Below are 16,039 nucleotides of genomic sequence, written 5' to 3' on the forward strand. Positions count from 1 at the left end.
GTGTCCGCAAAACGGAACCGGACCGCAATCGGGTCGGGGCGAAGGGGGCCGGTGGGGTCAGGCAGAATCGAAGACATGAGGAGCTCCCACCAGGAACGTACCGGCCGGCAGACCACGGACCCGTCCGGGCGCCCGCAGTACGCGGACCGCGTCTACCGGTCGACGGCCGGGTTCATCTCCGGTGCGGTGCTGATCGTGCTCGCGCTGTGGCTGGGCGGGGACGCGGTGATCAGGGGGAACGGGCAGACGCCGTGGCTGGCGCTGGCCGCGCTGCTGATGGCGATCCCGCTGGTCGCCGCCTTCACGGTGCGGCCCGCGGTCTTCGCCGGCGCCGAGCGGATCCGGATCCGGAACCCGTTCCGTACGATCACGATGCCGTGGGCCGCGGTGGACCGGATCCGCTCCTCGTACTCCACCGAGCTCTTCGCGGGGGGGCGCAAGTTCCAGCTCTGGTCGATCCCGGTATCGGTACGGGCCCGGAAGCGGGCGATCAAGCAGACCGAACGGGCCCGCTCCGGCGAGGAGCCGTTCGGCGTCCCGGGCCGGCGCCGCACCGCCCGCCCGACCCAGCCGGCCACCGGCGGCGAGGAAGTACGGGCCTGGTCCGACCGGGCGGTGGCCGAGCTGAACGAGCTCTCCGACCAGCACGAGGTGGCCGAGGGCGAGCCGCGCCCCGAGCCGGTGATCCGCTGGTGCTACGAGGTGATCGCCCCGGCGGTGGCGGGCGCGGTCCTGCTGATCGTCCTCCTGACAACCTGACCCCTCGGAGGGACCCCGCGAAGCCCCGGGCCGCCCCGGCCCGTGATCGCGGCACGCCGACCGGCGCGTGCCCGCCCGGCGCCGCTGGCCCGGCGCTTCCGGTGCCCTCGCCGCGGGCGGTGGACGCGTGGCAGGGGCCCGCTCATCAGGCCCTTGACCGGGACCCCTGGTACGCGGGCTCTGCACGACCGGGGCACGGACGGATCGCGGTGGCGTGGGCGGCGGCCATGCGCGCGTGCGCACGGCTCTCCTGGAGGGCGTCGTTCAGCCGTTGTGGCGGTCAGCCGTCTCGTCGGAGTTCAGGCGAGGCGGTGCTCCCAGCACAGTGACGGGTTGCCGTCGATCCAGTACGTGTGGGAGCCGGGGGTGACGCGGAGTTGCACGGTGTCGACGTCGGGGCTGCCCGCGTGCTGCCAGGCGACGAGGGCCTCCTCGATGTCGTCCCACAGGGCGACGGGGCCGCCCTGCCGCACCGTCCAACTGTCGCCGTCGGCGGTGAACTGGGCGAAGGACTCGCGCTCCGGGTCGAAGAGGTACAGAAGCTTGGTCCCGTCGCTCCGCGCCGCACGGACGAGCTGTGCCCTGGGGACGGCGAGCTGGGCGAGGAAGGCGGGCATCCAGTCGTCCAGCATCGTGGGAGGTACCCTCGTCCCCCTCTCGCTGTCCGTGTAGGCCGTCCGAGCGGAAAGGTCACCGGCCACCGGCACCACGGCTTGGGCACGCGCCTGCATGAACGAGGACCGGCCGATGATCCGCCCCTCGGCGTTGCCGTTGTCGTCGACGGTGACCTTGGCCAGGCCGGTTCCGTACGGCCAGGAGCCCAGGGTGCTCAGGATGATGCCGCCAGGCTTGGTCTGCCGGACCCAGGTGTGGGGGATGCGGCGGACGGCACAGGTGGCGATCACGCGGTCGTACGGCGCGTTTCGGGGACAGCCGAGGAGGCCGTCCCCGGTGACGGTCCACGTCCAGAACCCCGCCCTTTCCAGCGCGGCGTCCGCCCGCTGCGCCACGTCCGGGTCGACTTCGACCGTGGTCACGTTGTCCGCACCGAGGCAGTGGCACATCAGAGCCGCGGAGTAGCCGGTGCCCGTGCCGATCTCCAGCACGCGATGTCCGGCCTGCAGGCCGAGGCTCTCGATCATGCCGACCACTGTGGCGGGGGCGGTGGAAGAAGACGTGGGCACGCCCTGCACAGGGTCACTGGCCTGGTCGGCGGTGAGGTGTCCGTCGAGCTGGGTGGTGAGGGTGTCGTATCTGTACGCGGTCTTCAGCCACTCGGCCGGGTCGGTGTCGGCCGCGGTGACGGGGCGCCAGGTGCTGCCTTCGTCGAGGAACACACCGGGGTGAAGAAACAGCTCGCGCGGTACGGCCTCGACGGCCGAGCACAGCCACGGGGACGTGAGAACGCCGTTCTGCGCCAACCGTGCGGCGAGGCGGCGGCGCTCGGGGGCGGAGTCGTTCATGAGCCATCTCCTTGTGTGAGCAAGTCGGCGAAGGCGGCGGACATCGGGAGGCCGGTTTCCGTCTCCAGCCATGCCCACTGGCCGTTCGGGTTCAGCTCCAGCCACCAGTAGTCCCCCGTCCGGTCCACGACGAGGTCGAAGCTCCCCGATACCAGTCCCAGGCGCTCCAGGTAGGCGAGCAGCGCCGAGTTCACCCGGTCGGGCAGGTGGTCCACGGCGTAGGTGAGGGCGCTGTAGTCCTTGCGCCAGTCCAGCAGGTCGGATTCGATGCGTATGGCGAACGTGTGCCGACCGACCACCAGAACCCGGAGGTCGGCAGCCTTGTCCACACGGGCCTGGAACAGGTGCGGCGCCACACGCACGCTGTCGTCGATCTCGGCGGCCGTGACTGGCTCCGTCCACCCGGTCACCGGGACCCCGCTGCGTACGTACGGGGTCCACCGCAGGGTCTTGTAGAGCACTTCATCGTGGGCGCTGATGAACTCTCGTGCCTCGTCCGGGTCGTTGGTCACCAGAGTGGGCGGCACGGCAAGGCCGAGCCGTTGTGCGAGGGCGAGTTGCGCGGGTTTGTAGTCGGCGGCGGCGATGCGCAGCGGGTGATTGACCCAGAGCGGGCCGTCCAGGGCGTAGAGGCTGCCTCCGAGTCCGTAGCGGACCTGCGCAGCCGCGAACCGGGCGTTGTCCGGCTCCAGGTGGGAGAAGGCGGGCCATTCGGGGCGGCGCCAGTACACCGCTCGGACGCGGGTCAGGTCGGCGGTCCTCGACGGGGTACGCACCTGCCCGACCACCGGGGCCGGGCAGGTGCCGAACCGAGCCGAGACCGTCAGGCCGGCGCCGATGTCCGCGGGGTTGAACCTGACCACCGGCACGCTCCGCCGGTTGAGCTCGGTGATCACCATGTCGGCGGTCAGGTCGTCCGCCTCGGTTGCCACCAGGACCGGCTTCTCCTGGGTCATGGCGTCAGTCCTGCTCGGAGTCCTGGTCGTGGCCCTGGTCGTTCTTGGAGTCCGAGTTCGTGGTGGTCGAGGTCTCGGTGCCCTTGCTGGTGCCGTGCGCGCCCATCTCGACCACCAGGCCGGCACTGTCCCGGAACACGCCGAGCTGCGTGTCAGGGTCGATGCTGACCGTGGCGTGCGGGCGCCGCATGGCGGTCGGGTAGGGCGCGAGGCGGCCGGCACCCCACGGGCGGCTGGTGGTGGGCTGCTCGACGATGGTGGTCACTGGGTCTCCTCGAAGCGGGGTGGAAGGTGAAGTGATGCGGATGGGCCCAGACCTCACCCACCGCTGTCGTCGGCGTGGGGCTCGGAGAGCGCGACCGGTTGATGCGGCTGGCGGTCGTGGACCGCGAGGGCCAGCCCGTCCTGGTCGATGGCGACACGCACGTCAAAGGTCGGTGAGGTGGTGGTGGCGTGGCGCGTCCGGCGGGTGCCTTGGCCAGGTGCAGGAACCCGTAGACGACGGGGCCGTTGATCAGGCGATGCTCGGTGAGCAGTGCCATGGGGCAGACCGTCCTTCACCGTAAGAGTCAGGATGCCCGGAAGCGGACGTCTTGAGCCTGCCGCTGACCGGCCGGTGCGGGAATGACCGCCTGTTGCACTTCCGGTGCACTTCCGCCGCACCGCGTGCGTCCGCAGTGCTTACCTGTGTGCGAAGGGAGGCAACGACGTGGCCACGGTGCACCGTTGGACTGGGCTTCAAGCTGCTGCTCTGCGAGCCGCCTTGCGGATGAGCGTGCGGGGTTTCGCCGAGCACCTGGGCGTCGCACCGCGCACAGTCGCCAAGTGGGAGAAGTATCGAGCAGCGACCGAGCCCTACCCGGACAACCAGGCCATCCTCGACACCGCGCTCGCCCGGGCTGACCCGGCCGTCCACATACGTTTCGACGTGCTGCTTTCCGAGGCCGGCCAGACCACGGGCCAAGCGCTGCGGGTCACGGCGGCAGGTCCGCGCCTGTGGGAGTACGAGACCTGGAGCGAGGATCTGGAGCGCTCCGCCGTGGCGCTCAACCGGCAGAACTTCGGCTTTGCCCAGAGCCTGCTCACTCGCTGGAGCGCCCGCCGGCCGGTCGGCGAACTCGACGACCGCGGGCTGTACCTGCTCGGCCGCACCGCCGTCCTGGAGGCCGACCTGTACCGCGACCAGGGCGTGCTCCTCGGACCCATGTCCGCACAGAGCGCGTACGCCAAGGGCCGCCAGATCTTCACCCAGCTCGACATCCCCCGCCGGATCGCACAGATCGAGCTTTCGCAGGCCGTCGTTGCCGAGATGTCCGGCAAGCTGGACGCTGCCGCTCACCGCTATGAAGCCCTCGCTGTCGACGAGCGACTCTCGCGCCGCGACCGCGCCCGTGCCCAGTTGTGGGTCGGGACCGCGCTCAGCAAGGACGGCAACCAGGACTACGCGACCCGCGTCATGCTCGCCGCGAGCCGCGACTTCGAGGACCTCGCCGAGCCCGACGACTGGTCTGTCGCCCAGCAGAAGCTGGCCCTGGCCTACCGCGGCTCCGGTGACCTCACCCGTGCCCTGCAGTTCATCGACACCGCCCGCACGACCGGCACCACCGACACCCCGATGCAGCGCGTGCGCCTCGACACCGCGCACGGGCACATTCTGCTCTCCGACCAGGCGACCGTAGATGATGGTCTGCGTGTCCTCGACCACACGGCAGGGGTGGCGGCCCAGTTCGGCCTCAGCCACCAGCTCCGCGCCATCGAGGGCATCAGGACCTCATTCCGGGGACGGCCCAGCCCCCGGCGACGGTGACCAGGGAGAGCGCGTGAGGCACGACGACCAGCCCGGCCTGACCGACCAGCAGCGCGAGCAGGCCCAGCTGATCTGGGACTACCACCAGATGCACCACCAGCTCCGTCCCTGCGACGCGGCCATCGCCCTGGGCAGCCATGACCTTGGCGTGCCCGCCTACAGCGCCGAGCTGTTCCGCGCCGGCCTCTTCCCGACCCTTGTTTTCTCTGGCGGCCCGAACCCCACCGCCCCGGAGCGCTTCCCGCGCGGCGAGGCGATCCACTTCCGCGAGTACGCCGTTGAACTCGGCGTCCCGGCCGAGGCGATCCTCGTCGAGCCGAATGCCACCAACACCGGCCAGAACATCACCCTCTCCCGCGAGGTCATGGCCCAGGCCGGCATCCGGCCGACCACGCTGATGCTGATCGCGATGCCCTACATGGAACGTCGCGCCTCTGCCACGGCCCGCAAGGTCTGGCCCGAAGTCGAGATCGTGTGCGCTTCCCAGCCGATCGACTTCAACGACTACCTCAAGGGCATGGGCGACGAACGCAGGGTCGCCGAGATGCTGGTGGGGGACCTGCAGCGGGTGATCGAGTATCCGAAGCTCGGCTTCGCCGTCGAGCAGGAAATCCCGGAGGATGTGCATGACGCCTACCAGGTCCTTGTCCGCGACGGCTTCACCAGCCGCCTCCTCAGCTGACCTACTCCCGCGGTTGGGAAGGGTCTGCGCGATCCACCAGCCCAACTTCCTGCCCCGGCTCAGCACGCTGGCGAAGCTCTTCGCGGCGGACTACTGGATTGTCCTTGACGACGTCCAGTTCGCCCGCCGCGACTACCAGCACCGCGCCCGCATCGCCCCACCCGGCCGACCCGACCTGGCGCACTGGCTGAGCCTGGCCACCCATCTCCCGGACGGTCGGGCCACGTTGATCCGCGACGCCCGGCTGGCCGACCCGCGACGCAGCCGCGACCAGACCGACCGGGCGATCCGCCACTGCTACCGCCGCAGCCGCCATTGGCAGCAGATCAGCACCGTTCTGGACCGCGTACTCGAGGGTTTCGCCGGCTCCGACCGGACCGGTGTTGTGGCGGAGAACTCCACTCGGGTTCTCCTCGAACTGCTCGGCTGGCGGGGCGAGATCATTCGCAGCAGTCGGCTCCCGGCCCGCCGCGAGCGATCGCAGCGGCTCGCCGACCTCGCAGCGGTCACGGGAGCGACTACGTATCTCTGTGGCCCCGGCGGTCTGCGCTACCTCGATCACCGTCCCTTCGAGGCCGTTGGTGTCAGGGTGCAAGCATTTTTCGTCCCGGCAGGTGGCTTGTGGGGAGGAAATCATCAGATGTCGTCCGTACATGCTTTTTCGGAAATCGCTGCGGTCGATATGGCCGTTTTGCTTGGCGCCTCCGGGGCGCCGGGCCGGTTCGGTGAGGACCGCTAGGGGTGCGGATGAGGCGGTCGGGCCGGATTGTGAAGAGCGCCGGTCGGGCAGCCGCGCCGGTCAGTGCGGGAGGACCGTGAAGACGGCTGGGCCCAGGGTGAGGGTGCCGTCGGAGTGGGGGGTGCAGCGGACGCCGCCTTTGCCGCGGAGGGCGCGTTGGGCGCCCGGGCCGATGGTCGTGTCCATCCAGGCGCACGGGCGGGCCGCGCGGCGCAGGGCGAGGAGGACGGGGCCCTCGCCGCTGTCCAGTGAGACGGTCGAGCCGATGTACGCGTCGATGTCGACCCCCCGCAGCAGTACGTTGCGGCGGGTCTGGCGAAGGTCGGCGGCCGGGTCGATGTCCACCGGCAGGTTCTCCGCGGCCATCAGGGTGATCGCGGCGTTGCGGTGCGCGGGCCTGGCGAAGTAACGGTCCCCGACGATGCCCAGCTCCCGCCGGATCTCGATCCGGGCCACCAGTTCGTCGCCGTCCACCGGGACCGGGCCGTCGGCCGGGCGGCCCTCGTAGCGGTGCAGCGGTGAGACCAGGAGCTGCACGATGTCGACGGTTGGCACGCGTCCCACGATAGGGCGCCGCCGCACGGCCCGCGCGGCCCGGCCCGCGGGCAACCTGGCCCCTGGCCGGCGGCACTCCCATAACGACCTGTGACCGGCCGTGAACGAGGGGCAACTTCGCGGTGAAGGATCCCATGGGCCCGCTGTGAGGCACCGCTTTACCACTTGTTTGCGCCCTACATTGCCTCGTGCTGCACGATCTGCGGCGCGTGCGGCCATGGGGGACGAACGCCGCGACAACGGTGTCACCAGGGGCGGGGATGCGGTATGGGCCGAGCGGCGGATGAGGGCTCCGGGGCGGTCGGGAGCCGGTGCCAGATCGACATTGAGGAGAACGGCTGGTTCGCGTGGCGGCTGACCGCCAACAACGGGCGGGTGATCGCCCTCGGCGCGGAGACGTATCCGGACGACAAGTCCTGCCGGGCCGCGTTCGAGGCGCTCTGCGAGGAGTCGGAACGGCTGGCCGGCGGCGTCCAGCACGCCGCCGAGTCCAACGGCTGGATCTGGCGGTTACGGGACGCCGACGGGCAGGTCCAGGCGGTGTCCGCGCGAGCGTACGAACGCCATTCGACGTGCCAGGCGGCATACGAGAGGTTCCGCGTCCTGCTCCTCGGCTTCCGGGAAGCCGACGCCCTTCCGTGGGGCGACACGGACTGACCCCCGGGTCCGGCCACCGCCGCGGATCGGTTCCGGTGGGACCTACGAGCCCGGTCCGGCCGCCGACCGACCCGCCTGGGTCCGCCGCTGCGGTTCGGGTCCCGCCGGGCTGACCGGCGCGCGTCCCGCTGCCGCGCGGGTTCCGCTCGATCCGCGTCACGTCGCCGCGCATGGGGTGCCGTAGGACGGAGTTCACCTCCGTCCTACGGCACCCGCCGCGTAGCCGGGATGTGCGCGGCGCGTGGGGGTCGGGGAAGCGGGGGTGAACGGAAGTTGCCCCTACGGGTGCTGTCGTTCACATGTGTGTGCGGGCGCGGCCATGGCGCACCGTGAGCGTTCGTCGTGTGACGATGCGAACACGGGCACGGGCCGCCGGACCGGACAAGGGCGCCGACCCGCCACCCGCCGCCGGCCCCGCGCCGGGCACCGGATCCGCGCCGGGCACCGGTCCCGCACCTGACCGCCCGCGGCGGCTGTACGGCGACTCCGGGCTGCCGGACCGGGTCTTCCGGGGGGTCGCCCGCGGGGGCGGCGGGCTGGTGCTCGCGGTGATGCTGCTGGTCGGCGGCTTTCTGCTGTACCGGGCCTGGCAGGCGCTGCGCAGCGCGGGCCTGGGTTTCCTCACCACCGCCGCCTGGGAGCCGGACGCCGGGCACTTCGGCATCGCCGCGGTCATCACCGGCACCGTACTGATCGCCGGGGTCGCCGTGGTGATCTCCGTACCGCTGGCGATCGGCACCGCGCTCTACATCTCCGAGTACGCGCCGCCCCGCCTGCGCCGCACGCTGATCAGCGGGGTGGACCTGATGGCCGCGGTGCCGTCGGTGGTCTACGGCCTGTGGGGGCTGTTCTTCCTGCAGGGCAAGGTGATCGGCCTGGCCCGCTGGCTGTCCACCTACGCCGGCTGGTTCCCGCTCTTCAGGGTGGACGGCGCCGACCCGCACGACCCGCTGGCCAGCGCCACCGTCTACACCGCCTCCACCTTCGTGGCCGGCATCGTGGTCGCGATGATGGTCACGCCGATCATCGCCTCGATCATCCGCGAGGTCTTCTCCCAGGCCCCGGTCGGCGAGCGGGAGGGCGCCTACGCGCTCGGCGCCACCCGCTGGGGCATGATCCGCTCGGTCGTCCTGCCGTACGGCAAGGGCGGCATGATCGGCGGCACCATGCTCGGCCTGGGCCGGGCACTCGGCGAGACCATCGGCGTCTACCTGGTCATCTCGCCGGTGTTCGCCATCCAGCCGCACATCCTGCAGAGCGGCACCAGTTCGGTCTCCTCGCTGATCGCACTGCGCTACGGCGAGGCCACCAAGTTCGGCATGTCCGCCCTGATGGCGGCCGGCCTCGCGCTCTTCCTGATGACGCTGGTGGTCAACTTCGCCGCCTCCTCGATCGTCGCCCGCAGCCGTTCCGGCGCCACCGCCGAGTGAGCCCCGCCGCCGTACCGCCCAGCCAAGGAGCCACCTGCGCATGACCACGGACGCCATCGCCGTACACCCGCCCGACGACGGGCCTCCACCGCGGCCCGCCACCACGCTGCCGCGGACCGCCGGCGAGCGCGCCCCAGAACGGCGCCGCTCCACCACCGCGCTGCGCCGCACCGACCTGTTCGCGGTATGCGGGGCGGGGGCCGCGTCGCTCGCGCTGACCTGGCTCTTCTTCGCCCGGATCGCGCCCTTCAGCGGCGGCCTCGGCTTCTTCGCCGTCGCCTACGCGCTCTTCCTGGCGCTCTACGCGCTGCTGGTCTCCTTCGACGAGGACGGCCCCGCGGTACGGGACAAGATCGCGTCGGTGGTCGTGCACAGCCTGGCGGTGCTGCTGCTGGTCGCGCTGGCCTTCGTGATCGTCTACACCATGTGGTCGGGCCGCAGGGCGCTGCCGCATCTCAACTTCTTCACCCAGGACATGAAGAAGGCCGGCCCGCTGGACCCGCTGACCGTCGGCGGCATCCGCCACGCGGCGCTCGGCACGCTGATCCAGATCTCCATCGCGCTGGTGCTCACCGTGCCCGCGGGCCTGCTCTGCGCGGTGTTCCTCAACGAGGTGCCGGGCCGCTACGCCCGCTTCGTACGGACCGTGGTCGAGGCGATGACCGCGCTGCCGTCGATCGTGGCGGGCCTGTTCATCTACGCCACCGCGATCCTGGCGCTGGGTCTGGAGAAGTCCGGCTTCGCCGCGTCGCTCGCCATCTCGGTGATGATGCTGCCGATCATCATCCGCGCCTCCGACGTGGTGATCCGGCTGGTGCCCGGCACGCTGCGGGAGGCGTCGTACGCGCTGGGGTCGTCGCGCTGGCGGACGGTGTGGCACGTGGTGCTGCCGACCGCCAGGTCCGGGCTGACCACCGCGGTGATCCTCGGCACCGCCCGCGGGGTGGGGGAGACCTCGCCAGTGCTGCTCACCGCCGGGTACACCGCCGTCACCAACTACAGCCCCGCGCACAACCCGATGGTCTCGCTGCCGCTGGCCACCTTCGAGTTCATCAAGTCCCCCCAGCCCACCATGATCGCCCGCGGTTTCGGGGCGGCGGCGGTGCTGCTGGTGCTGGTGCTTGTGCTCTTCGTGATCGCCCGGCTGATCGGCGGCCGCGGTCCGGGTGAGCTGACCCGCCGCGGGACCCACCGCAGGGTGGTCGCCTCCCGCCGGGACCAGCGCCGCTACGCCCTGCGGCACGCCAGGCTCGCCGGCTCGCCGCACGCCCGGCCCGCCGGCGTGACGCATGCCGCGCCCGCCACCTCGACGCACGTACCCGAACAGGGAGTTGACGGATCGTGAGAAGGATTCGAGCAGCGGCGGCAGCCCTCGCCGTGCTGCTGACCTCGCTGCTGGTCCTCGGCCAGGGGCCCGCCCACGCGGACACCTACACCCGGATCAGCGGCGCCGGCTCTACCTGGAGCCAGAACGCCATCGACCAGTGGCGGCGCAATGTCACCCAGTACGGGATGACCATCGACTACGCGGGCACCGGATCCTCCGACGGCCGGCAGCAGTTCGCCCATGGCACGGTGGACTTCGCGGTCTCCGAAATCCCTTACGGCATGACGGAGTTCGGGGTGCGCGAGGCGCCGCCGCAGCGCGGCTACGCCTATATGCCGATCGTGGCCGGCGGCACCTCCTTCATGTACAACCTGAAGATCGGCAACCGGCGGGTCACCAACCTGCGGCTGGGCGGGAGCACGCTGGCCAAGATCTTCACCGGCAAAATCACCCGCTGGAACGACCGGCAGATCGCGGCCGACAACCCCGGGCTGACGCTGCCCGACCGGAAGATCATCCCGGTGGTCCGCTCCGACGGCTCCGGCACCACCGCCCAGTTCACGCTCTGGATGTCCAAGCAGCAGGGCGCCTTGTGGAACGACTACTGCGAGCGGCTGGGCAAGCCCACCCCGTGCGGGCTGACCTCGTACTACCCGGTGATCCCCGGCTCCGGCTTCATCGCGCAGTCCGGGTCGCTCGGGGTCTCCGGCTACACCCGGCAGGACTACGCCGAGGGCGCCATCACCTACGTCGAGTACTCCTACGCGGTCACCACCGGTTTCCCGGTCGCCAAGGTGCTGAACGCGGACGGTTACTACACCGAACCGACCGCGGCCAATGTGGCGGTGGCGCTGACCCAGGCGGAGATCAACCAGAACAAGAACTCCACGCAGTACCTGACGCAGATCCTCGACAAGGTCTACACCTACCGGGACCCGCGGGTGTATCCGCTGTCCAGCTACAGCTACATGATCCTGCCGACCACGACGGAAGCACCGGTCACTCCCGCGAAGGGGAAGACGCTCGGCGCTTTCGGCTACTACTTCCTGTGCGAGGGCCAACGCCAGGCCCAGCCACTGGGGTTCTCGCCCCTGCCGATCAATCTGGTGCAGGCCGGCTTCGAACAGCTGAGACGGGTGCCGGGGGTGGCGGTCCAGAACATCAACATCCAGGGCTGCCACAACCCGACCTTCTCCAGCGACGGTACGAACACCCTGGCCAAGAACGCGCCCCGGCCGCCGGCCTGCGACAGGCAGGGGCCGACGCAGTGCACGGCCGGTACCGGCGGCGCGGTGAAGCAGCCCACACCGGTGAAGCCCGCCGCGAACGGCACGGCCGGCGGCACCGCGGCCGGCACCACGACCGGCGGCGCCCCCAACGCGGCCACCTCCGGCGGCACTCCGGGTACGACGGGCTCCCCGGGCGGCAGCGGCTCCGGCACCTCCGGCAGCGCCACCGCGGGCAGCACGACCGGTGGCGGCACCCCCGGCACCGCGGCGGCCGGCGGCACGGCAGGCGGCGTCGACCCCGACACCGGCCTGCCGGTGGGCGACGCGGGCGGCACCGGTACGGGCGGCCAGGACATCGTCGCCTCCAGTGTCCCGGTCGGCGACGACCCCTTCTGGGGCCTGCGGACCTGGCTGATGGGGCTGTCGGCGCTGCTGCTGCTCGCGGTCGTCGTGGCCCCGCCCACCATCGCCCGCAGGCTGGGCAGGACGGGGAAACGTGATGGGCGCGCGTAACGCATCCCGCGGCGGCCGCGGGGTCCTGGTCCGGCTCGGCGGGACCGCGGCGGCGGTGCTCGCCGCGGTCGGCCTGGTGCTGCTCCCGGCCCCGGCCGGCGGCACCGCGCACGCCGACAGCGGGTCGTCGGTCACCACGTCCGGTACGAAGGGGCCGTACGACGACTTCTCCGGGCTGCGGGTGACGGTCGAGCAGACGAAGAACCTGCGCGGGCAGGGCGTGCTGGTGTCGTGGAAAGGCGCCGCACCGACCTTCAACGGCAACGGCACCCAGTTCGCCGGCAACTACGTCCAGATCATGCAGTGCTGGGGCGACTCCCCGAACGGCCCCGACCGCGAGCACTGCGTCTACGGCGGCAGTTCGGCCTCCGGCGGGCTGACCCAGGCCGCCACCCGGCAGGCCGGCTTCGCCGCCGGGGACCCCACCGACTTCTACGACGCCCGGGAGACGCAGTACCCCGCCGACGGGCCGACCCGCGGCTATGTCCCCTTCACCACGGTGAACGGCGACACCGCGCGATCGTCCCAGGAGCTGGCGACGTACATCGCGCCTCTGACCACCAACGAGCAGCCGTTCAGCAGCACCGGCAGCCAGGGCACCGGCGAGGCGGTCTTCCAGCTGGAGTCGGCGGCCGAGTCCGACAGCCTCGGCTGCGGGGCGGTCGCCGACGCCGCCGAACAGCCCGAGCCGTGCTGGCTGGTCGTGGTGCCCCGGGGCACCCACGACCCGGACGGGGCGCCGGCCACGACCGCCCGGCAGCTCGCCACCTCGCCGCTGGCCGCGAGCAACTGGGCGCAGCGGATCGTCTTCCGGCTGGACTTCCTGCCGATCGGCTCCTACTGCCCGATCGGCCAGGCCGAGCGGCAGACGATGGGCTCGGAGATGGCAAGCGAGGCCATGACGTCCTGGCAGCCCACGCTCTGCACCGACGACAAGATCACCTTCGGGTACGTCAAGCAGTCCGAGGACTTCACCCGGGACCAGATCGTGCACCCGGCCGAGGGCTCCGCCGGGCTCGCCCTCATCGAGTCACCGGTCGAGCAGCCGCCCGGCGGACCGCCGGTGCTGCACGCCCCGGTGGCGGTCTCCGGGCTTGTCATCGGCTACAACGCCGAGGTGTCCGGCTCCTCCGCGCAAATTCCGCGGATCCGGCTGAACGCGCGGCTGGTGGCGAAAATGCTCACGCAGTCCTATCAGTGCGATCTGCCGGGGCCGAACACCCAGACGGTCCGCGGAAAACTGCCGAAGGAGAATGCGTACGATCTCCTCAAGGATCCGGAGTTCCAGAAACTCAACCCGGATTTCGCGGCCGATCCGCAGGGCTGCGGCCCTGGCCTCGGCGTCCCGCAGAGCCCGTCCGACACCGCGGCCCAGCTGTGGCGGTGGCTGCGCTCCGACCCCGACGCGCGGAGTTTCCTCAGCGGCGCGGCGGACCCGTGGGGCATGAGGATCAACGCCAATTTCCTGGCGCTGAAGCCGAGCAGCGGCGCGCTGGCGGAGTACCCCAAGCCCGACCCGACGACCTGGACGCCGATCGCGCAGTACCCGGACATCCTGATCACCGCGGTCGGGCTGAATCCGCCCGGCCAGGACCTGCAGGACGACGCGGTCCGGGTCCGCCGGGCGAACAACACGGGCACCTCGACGGTGGACCCGCTGGCGGTGCCGCCGAAAGCGGTCTCCGCCGCGCAGTTGCCGGGCAACCGCTTCATGCTCGGCGTGACCGACTCCGCCACCGCCGCCCGCTACCGGCTGGGCACCGCCGAACTCCTCAACCCCGCCGGCCAGTTCGTCGCACCCACCGCCGACAGCCTGACGAAGGCGGTGGCCGCGATGAAGCCGGGCAAGGTCGCGGGCGTGCTGGACGCGGACCCGGGCCTGACGACACCCGGCGCGTACCCGCTGACCAGCGTCACGTACGCGGCGGCCTCCACCGGCCTGGACGCCGCCTCCCGGACCGACTACGCGACGATGATCCGGTACGCGGCCGGCCCCGGCCAGCGGCCCGGTATCGGGCTCGGCCTGCTCCCGCCCGGCTACGCGCCGCTGCCGGCCGGCCTGCGGGACCAGGCGCTGGCCACCGCCGCCCAGCTGATCGCGGGTGCGCCGCCCACCACCGGCCCTGACGGGCCGGGCACGGCCGGCGGCTCCGGCGGGGGCCCGGCCGGTGACCTGGCGGGCGGCCCCGGCTCCGCCACCGCAGGCGGCACGTCCGGCGGCGCCCCGCCGGGCGCCGGCCCCGCCGGCACGCCCACGCCCGCCGCCTCCCGTACCGCCGCTGCCGCGGCGGCGGCCGGCGGCGGCCCGGCCGCGGCACCGCAGGCGCGCACCGTCGCGGCCGGCGGCGGCACCACCCCGGGCCTGTTCCTGGGCGCGGTCCGCTGGGTCCTGCTGATCGTCCTCGTCACGGGCATCGCCGGCTCCCTGGTCGGCCCCTTGCTGATGCGCGCCGGCACCCTGCGCGCGGCGGGCGGTTCCCTGTTCCCCCGCGGGTCCCTACGCGCCCCCTGGAAGGAAATTCGAGGCGATCGGTGAATGCCCCTTGTTCACTTTTCGGGAGAGATGATTTTGGTTGCCCCGTCTTGCGGCCGTCGGCAGGATATTCACTGTCCGGAACATCGGACGGAAACAGAAGGAGGGAATTCCGGAATTCCAGAATTCCCTCGGCACGTCACACCTGGAATTCCATCCGCCTCACCACGGAGGAAAGCAAGTGAACGTGAAAATCGCCAAGCGGGCGGCGGTTGCCGGCGGTATCGCGGCGCTCAGTGTCGGCCTGATGATCTCCCCGGCGCAGGCCGACCCGACGTCCCCGAACACCTTCCGTCAGCTGGTCGGCGTGGGTTCTGACACCACGCAGGACGTGATGAACGGCCTGGCCGAGACGATCACGGACCCGAACCACACCCCGAGCAACCTGCTGGTGGCGTCCTACAACGCCACCAACCCCGGCTACGTCCCGGGCGATCCCGCCCACCCGCTGCACGACACCATCGTCACCCGGTCCGGCCACGCCGCGATCGCGCGTCCGGACGGATCGGGCGCCGGCATCTCCACCCTGATCGGCGACACCGCCGCCCTGGACGTGGACTTCGCGCGCTCCTCGAACGGCCCGTCGACCGTGGGCACCAACCTGACCTTCATCCCGTACGCGCTGGACGCGGTGACCTACGCGGTGCGCAGCAGCAGCGCGCTCAACGGCGGCACCCTCTCGCTGGCCGAGGTGACGAACCTCTACAAGTGCAAGAACACCGACGGCAGCACCCCCGCGGGCACCTTCCCGGCGGTAGGCGGCGTCGAGATCCACCCGCTGCTGCCGCAGGTCGGTTCCGGCACCCGGAAGTTCTGGGAGGCCACGCTGGGCCTGAGCGACAGCAGCCTGGCGCCGTGCGTGAGCGACGTGGCCGCGGACGGCACCTCCGTCCAGGAGCACAACGGCACCGCGCTCCAGCGGGCGGGCGACCTCATGCCGTTCTCCATCGCGTCCTACATCGCGCAGACCAACCACGCGACCACCGGTGTGCAGGACCGCCGCGGCACCGCGGTCCTGCAGACGGTCAACGGCACCCAGCCGGAGACCGCCACCAGCACGCTGAACACCGCCTTCCCGGTCACCCGCGAGGTCTACAACGTCTTCCGGACCAGCCGGCTGACCGAGACCGACATCCGCAACACCTTCGTCGCCGTCCAGCCGGGCGAGTCGAACCAGAGCCGCGTCGCCAAGCTCTGCACCCCGGCGAGCGGCACGATCATCGAGAAGTTCGGCTTCGCCCAGGTCGCCAACTGCGGCGTCATCACCATCAAGGGCAACTCCTGACCGGTCTCCCGCGGGCTCTCGCGGTCTGAGGCCCCGCACCGCACCACCACGGCGGAGCGACCAGCCCGCCGGGCCGGGCACCCACCTCGGGTGCCCGGCCGCAC

At 71.5% G+C, this 16,039-nt stretch carries 14 protein-coding genes; 10 read left to right on the forward strand and 4 right to left on the reverse strand.

All coding sequences use genetic code 11. The features are described from left to right. Positions 1-75 precede the first annotated feature (75 nt). Positions 76-759, forward strand: a complete 684-nt coding sequence (locus tag OG552_RS22770; RefSeq protein WP_329135783.1) for a PH domain-containing protein — start codon at positions 76-78, stop codon at positions 757-759. Positions 760-1,058: 299 nt separating this feature from the next. On the opposite strand, the gene tgmC is transcribed toward OG552_RS22770, so the two are convergent. From tgmC to tgmA, 3 genes are read right to left on the reverse strand one after another with little or no spacing between them, the layout of a single operon-like run. Next, positions 1,059-2,222 carry an ATP-grasp peptide maturase system methyltransferase gene (tgmC, locus tag OG552_RS22775; protein WP_329135785.1) on the reverse strand — a complete coding sequence of 388 codons (1,164 nt, stop codon included), beginning with the start codon at positions 2,220-2,222 and terminating at the stop codon, positions 1,059-1,061. Further along, entirely contained in the window at positions 2,219-3,178 is a 960-nt protein-coding gene (gene tgmB / locus OG552_RS22780; RefSeq protein ID WP_329135787.1) for an ATP-grasp ribosomal peptide maturase, read from the reverse strand. The genes tgmC and tgmB overlap by 4 nt, the downstream gene beginning before the upstream one ends. A 4-nt stretch (positions 3,179-3,182) precedes the next feature. Then, on the reverse strand, positions 3,183-3,443 hold the full coding sequence (gene tgmA / locus OG552_RS22785; RefSeq protein ID WP_329135789.1) for a putative ATP-grasp-modified RiPP: 261 nt from the start codon (positions 3,441-3,443) through the stop codon (positions 3,183-3,185). Between the two features lie 444 nt (positions 3,444-3,887). Here tgmA and OG552_RS22790 point away from each other — a divergent pair, with 444 nt between their 5' ends. From OG552_RS22790 to OG552_RS22800, 3 genes are read left to right on the forward strand one after another with little or no spacing between them, the layout of a single operon-like run. Then, positions 3,888-4,985 carry a hypothetical protein gene (locus OG552_RS22790; protein WP_329135791.1) on the forward strand — a complete coding sequence of 366 codons (1,098 nt, stop codon included), beginning with the start codon at positions 3,888-3,890 and terminating at the stop codon, positions 4,983-4,985. A gap of 13 nt (positions 4,986-4,998) precedes the next feature. Further along, on the forward strand, positions 4,999-5,667 hold the full coding sequence (locus OG552_RS22795; protein ID WP_329135793.1) for a YdcF family protein: 669 nt from the start codon (positions 4,999-5,001) through the stop codon (positions 5,665-5,667). A gap of 13 nt (positions 5,668-5,680) precedes the next feature. Next, positions 5,681-6,406 (forward strand): WbqC family protein, encoded by a 726-nt coding sequence (locus OG552_RS22800; protein WP_329135796.1) that lies wholly within the window; start codon positions 5,681-5,683, stop codon positions 6,404-6,406. A gap of 60 nt (positions 6,407-6,466) precedes the next feature. Here the strand turns inward: OG552_RS22800 and OG552_RS22805 are convergent, their stop codons facing one another. Then, positions 6,467-6,961, reverse strand: coding sequence for a molybdenum cofactor biosysynthesis protein (locus tag OG552_RS22805; protein ID WP_329135798.1), 495 nt, complete (start codon positions 6,959-6,961; stop codon positions 6,467-6,469). A gap of 267 nt (positions 6,962-7,228) precedes the next feature. On the opposite strand from OG552_RS22805, the gene OG552_RS22810 reads away from it, so the two are divergent. The 6 genes from OG552_RS22810 (at position 7,229) to OG552_RS22835 (ending at position 15,935) form a co-directional block, all read left to right on the forward strand. Beyond that, complete coding sequence (locus OG552_RS22810; RefSeq protein WP_329135800.1) at positions 7,229-7,618, forward strand: DUF1508 domain-containing protein; 390 nt, start codon at positions 7,229-7,231, stop codon at positions 7,616-7,618. Between the two features lie 350 nt (positions 7,619-7,968). After that, the gene (pstC, locus tag OG552_RS22815) at positions 7,969-9,048 is read left to right on the forward strand and encodes a phosphate ABC transporter permease subunit PstC (protein WP_329141016.1); all 1,080 of its coding nucleotides are present in this window, start codon (positions 7,969-7,971) and stop codon (positions 9,046-9,048) included. Between the two features lie 40 nt (positions 9,049-9,088). Continuing rightward, positions 9,089-10,393 carry a phosphate ABC transporter permease PstA gene (pstA, locus tag OG552_RS22820; RefSeq protein WP_329135802.1) on the forward strand — a complete coding sequence of 435 codons (1,305 nt, stop codon included), beginning with the start codon at positions 9,089-9,091 and terminating at the stop codon, positions 10,391-10,393. After that, positions 10,390-12,117: a phosphate ABC transporter substrate-binding protein PstS gene (locus OG552_RS22825; RefSeq protein WP_329135803.1), complete on the forward strand. Its 1,728-nt coding sequence runs from the start codon at positions 10,390-10,392 to the stop codon at positions 12,115-12,117. The genes pstA and OG552_RS22825 overlap by 4 nt, the downstream gene beginning before the upstream one ends. Further along, positions 12,104-14,653, forward strand: coding sequence for a hypothetical protein (locus tag OG552_RS22830; protein WP_329135805.1), 2,550 nt, complete (start codon positions 12,104-12,106; stop codon positions 14,651-14,653). Before OG552_RS22825 ends, OG552_RS22830 begins: the two co-directional genes overlap by 14 nt. A 178-nt stretch (positions 14,654-14,831) precedes the next feature. Beyond that, positions 14,832-15,935 (forward strand): hypothetical protein, encoded by a 1,104-nt coding sequence (locus OG552_RS22835; protein WP_329135807.1) that lies wholly within the window; start codon positions 14,832-14,834, stop codon positions 15,933-15,935. Positions 15,936-16,039 lie beyond the last annotated feature (104 nt).

Source organism: Streptomyces sp. NBC_01476, assembly GCF_036227265.1.
Lineage (GTDB): Bacteria > Actinomycetota > Actinomycetes > Streptomycetales > Streptomycetaceae > Actinacidiphila.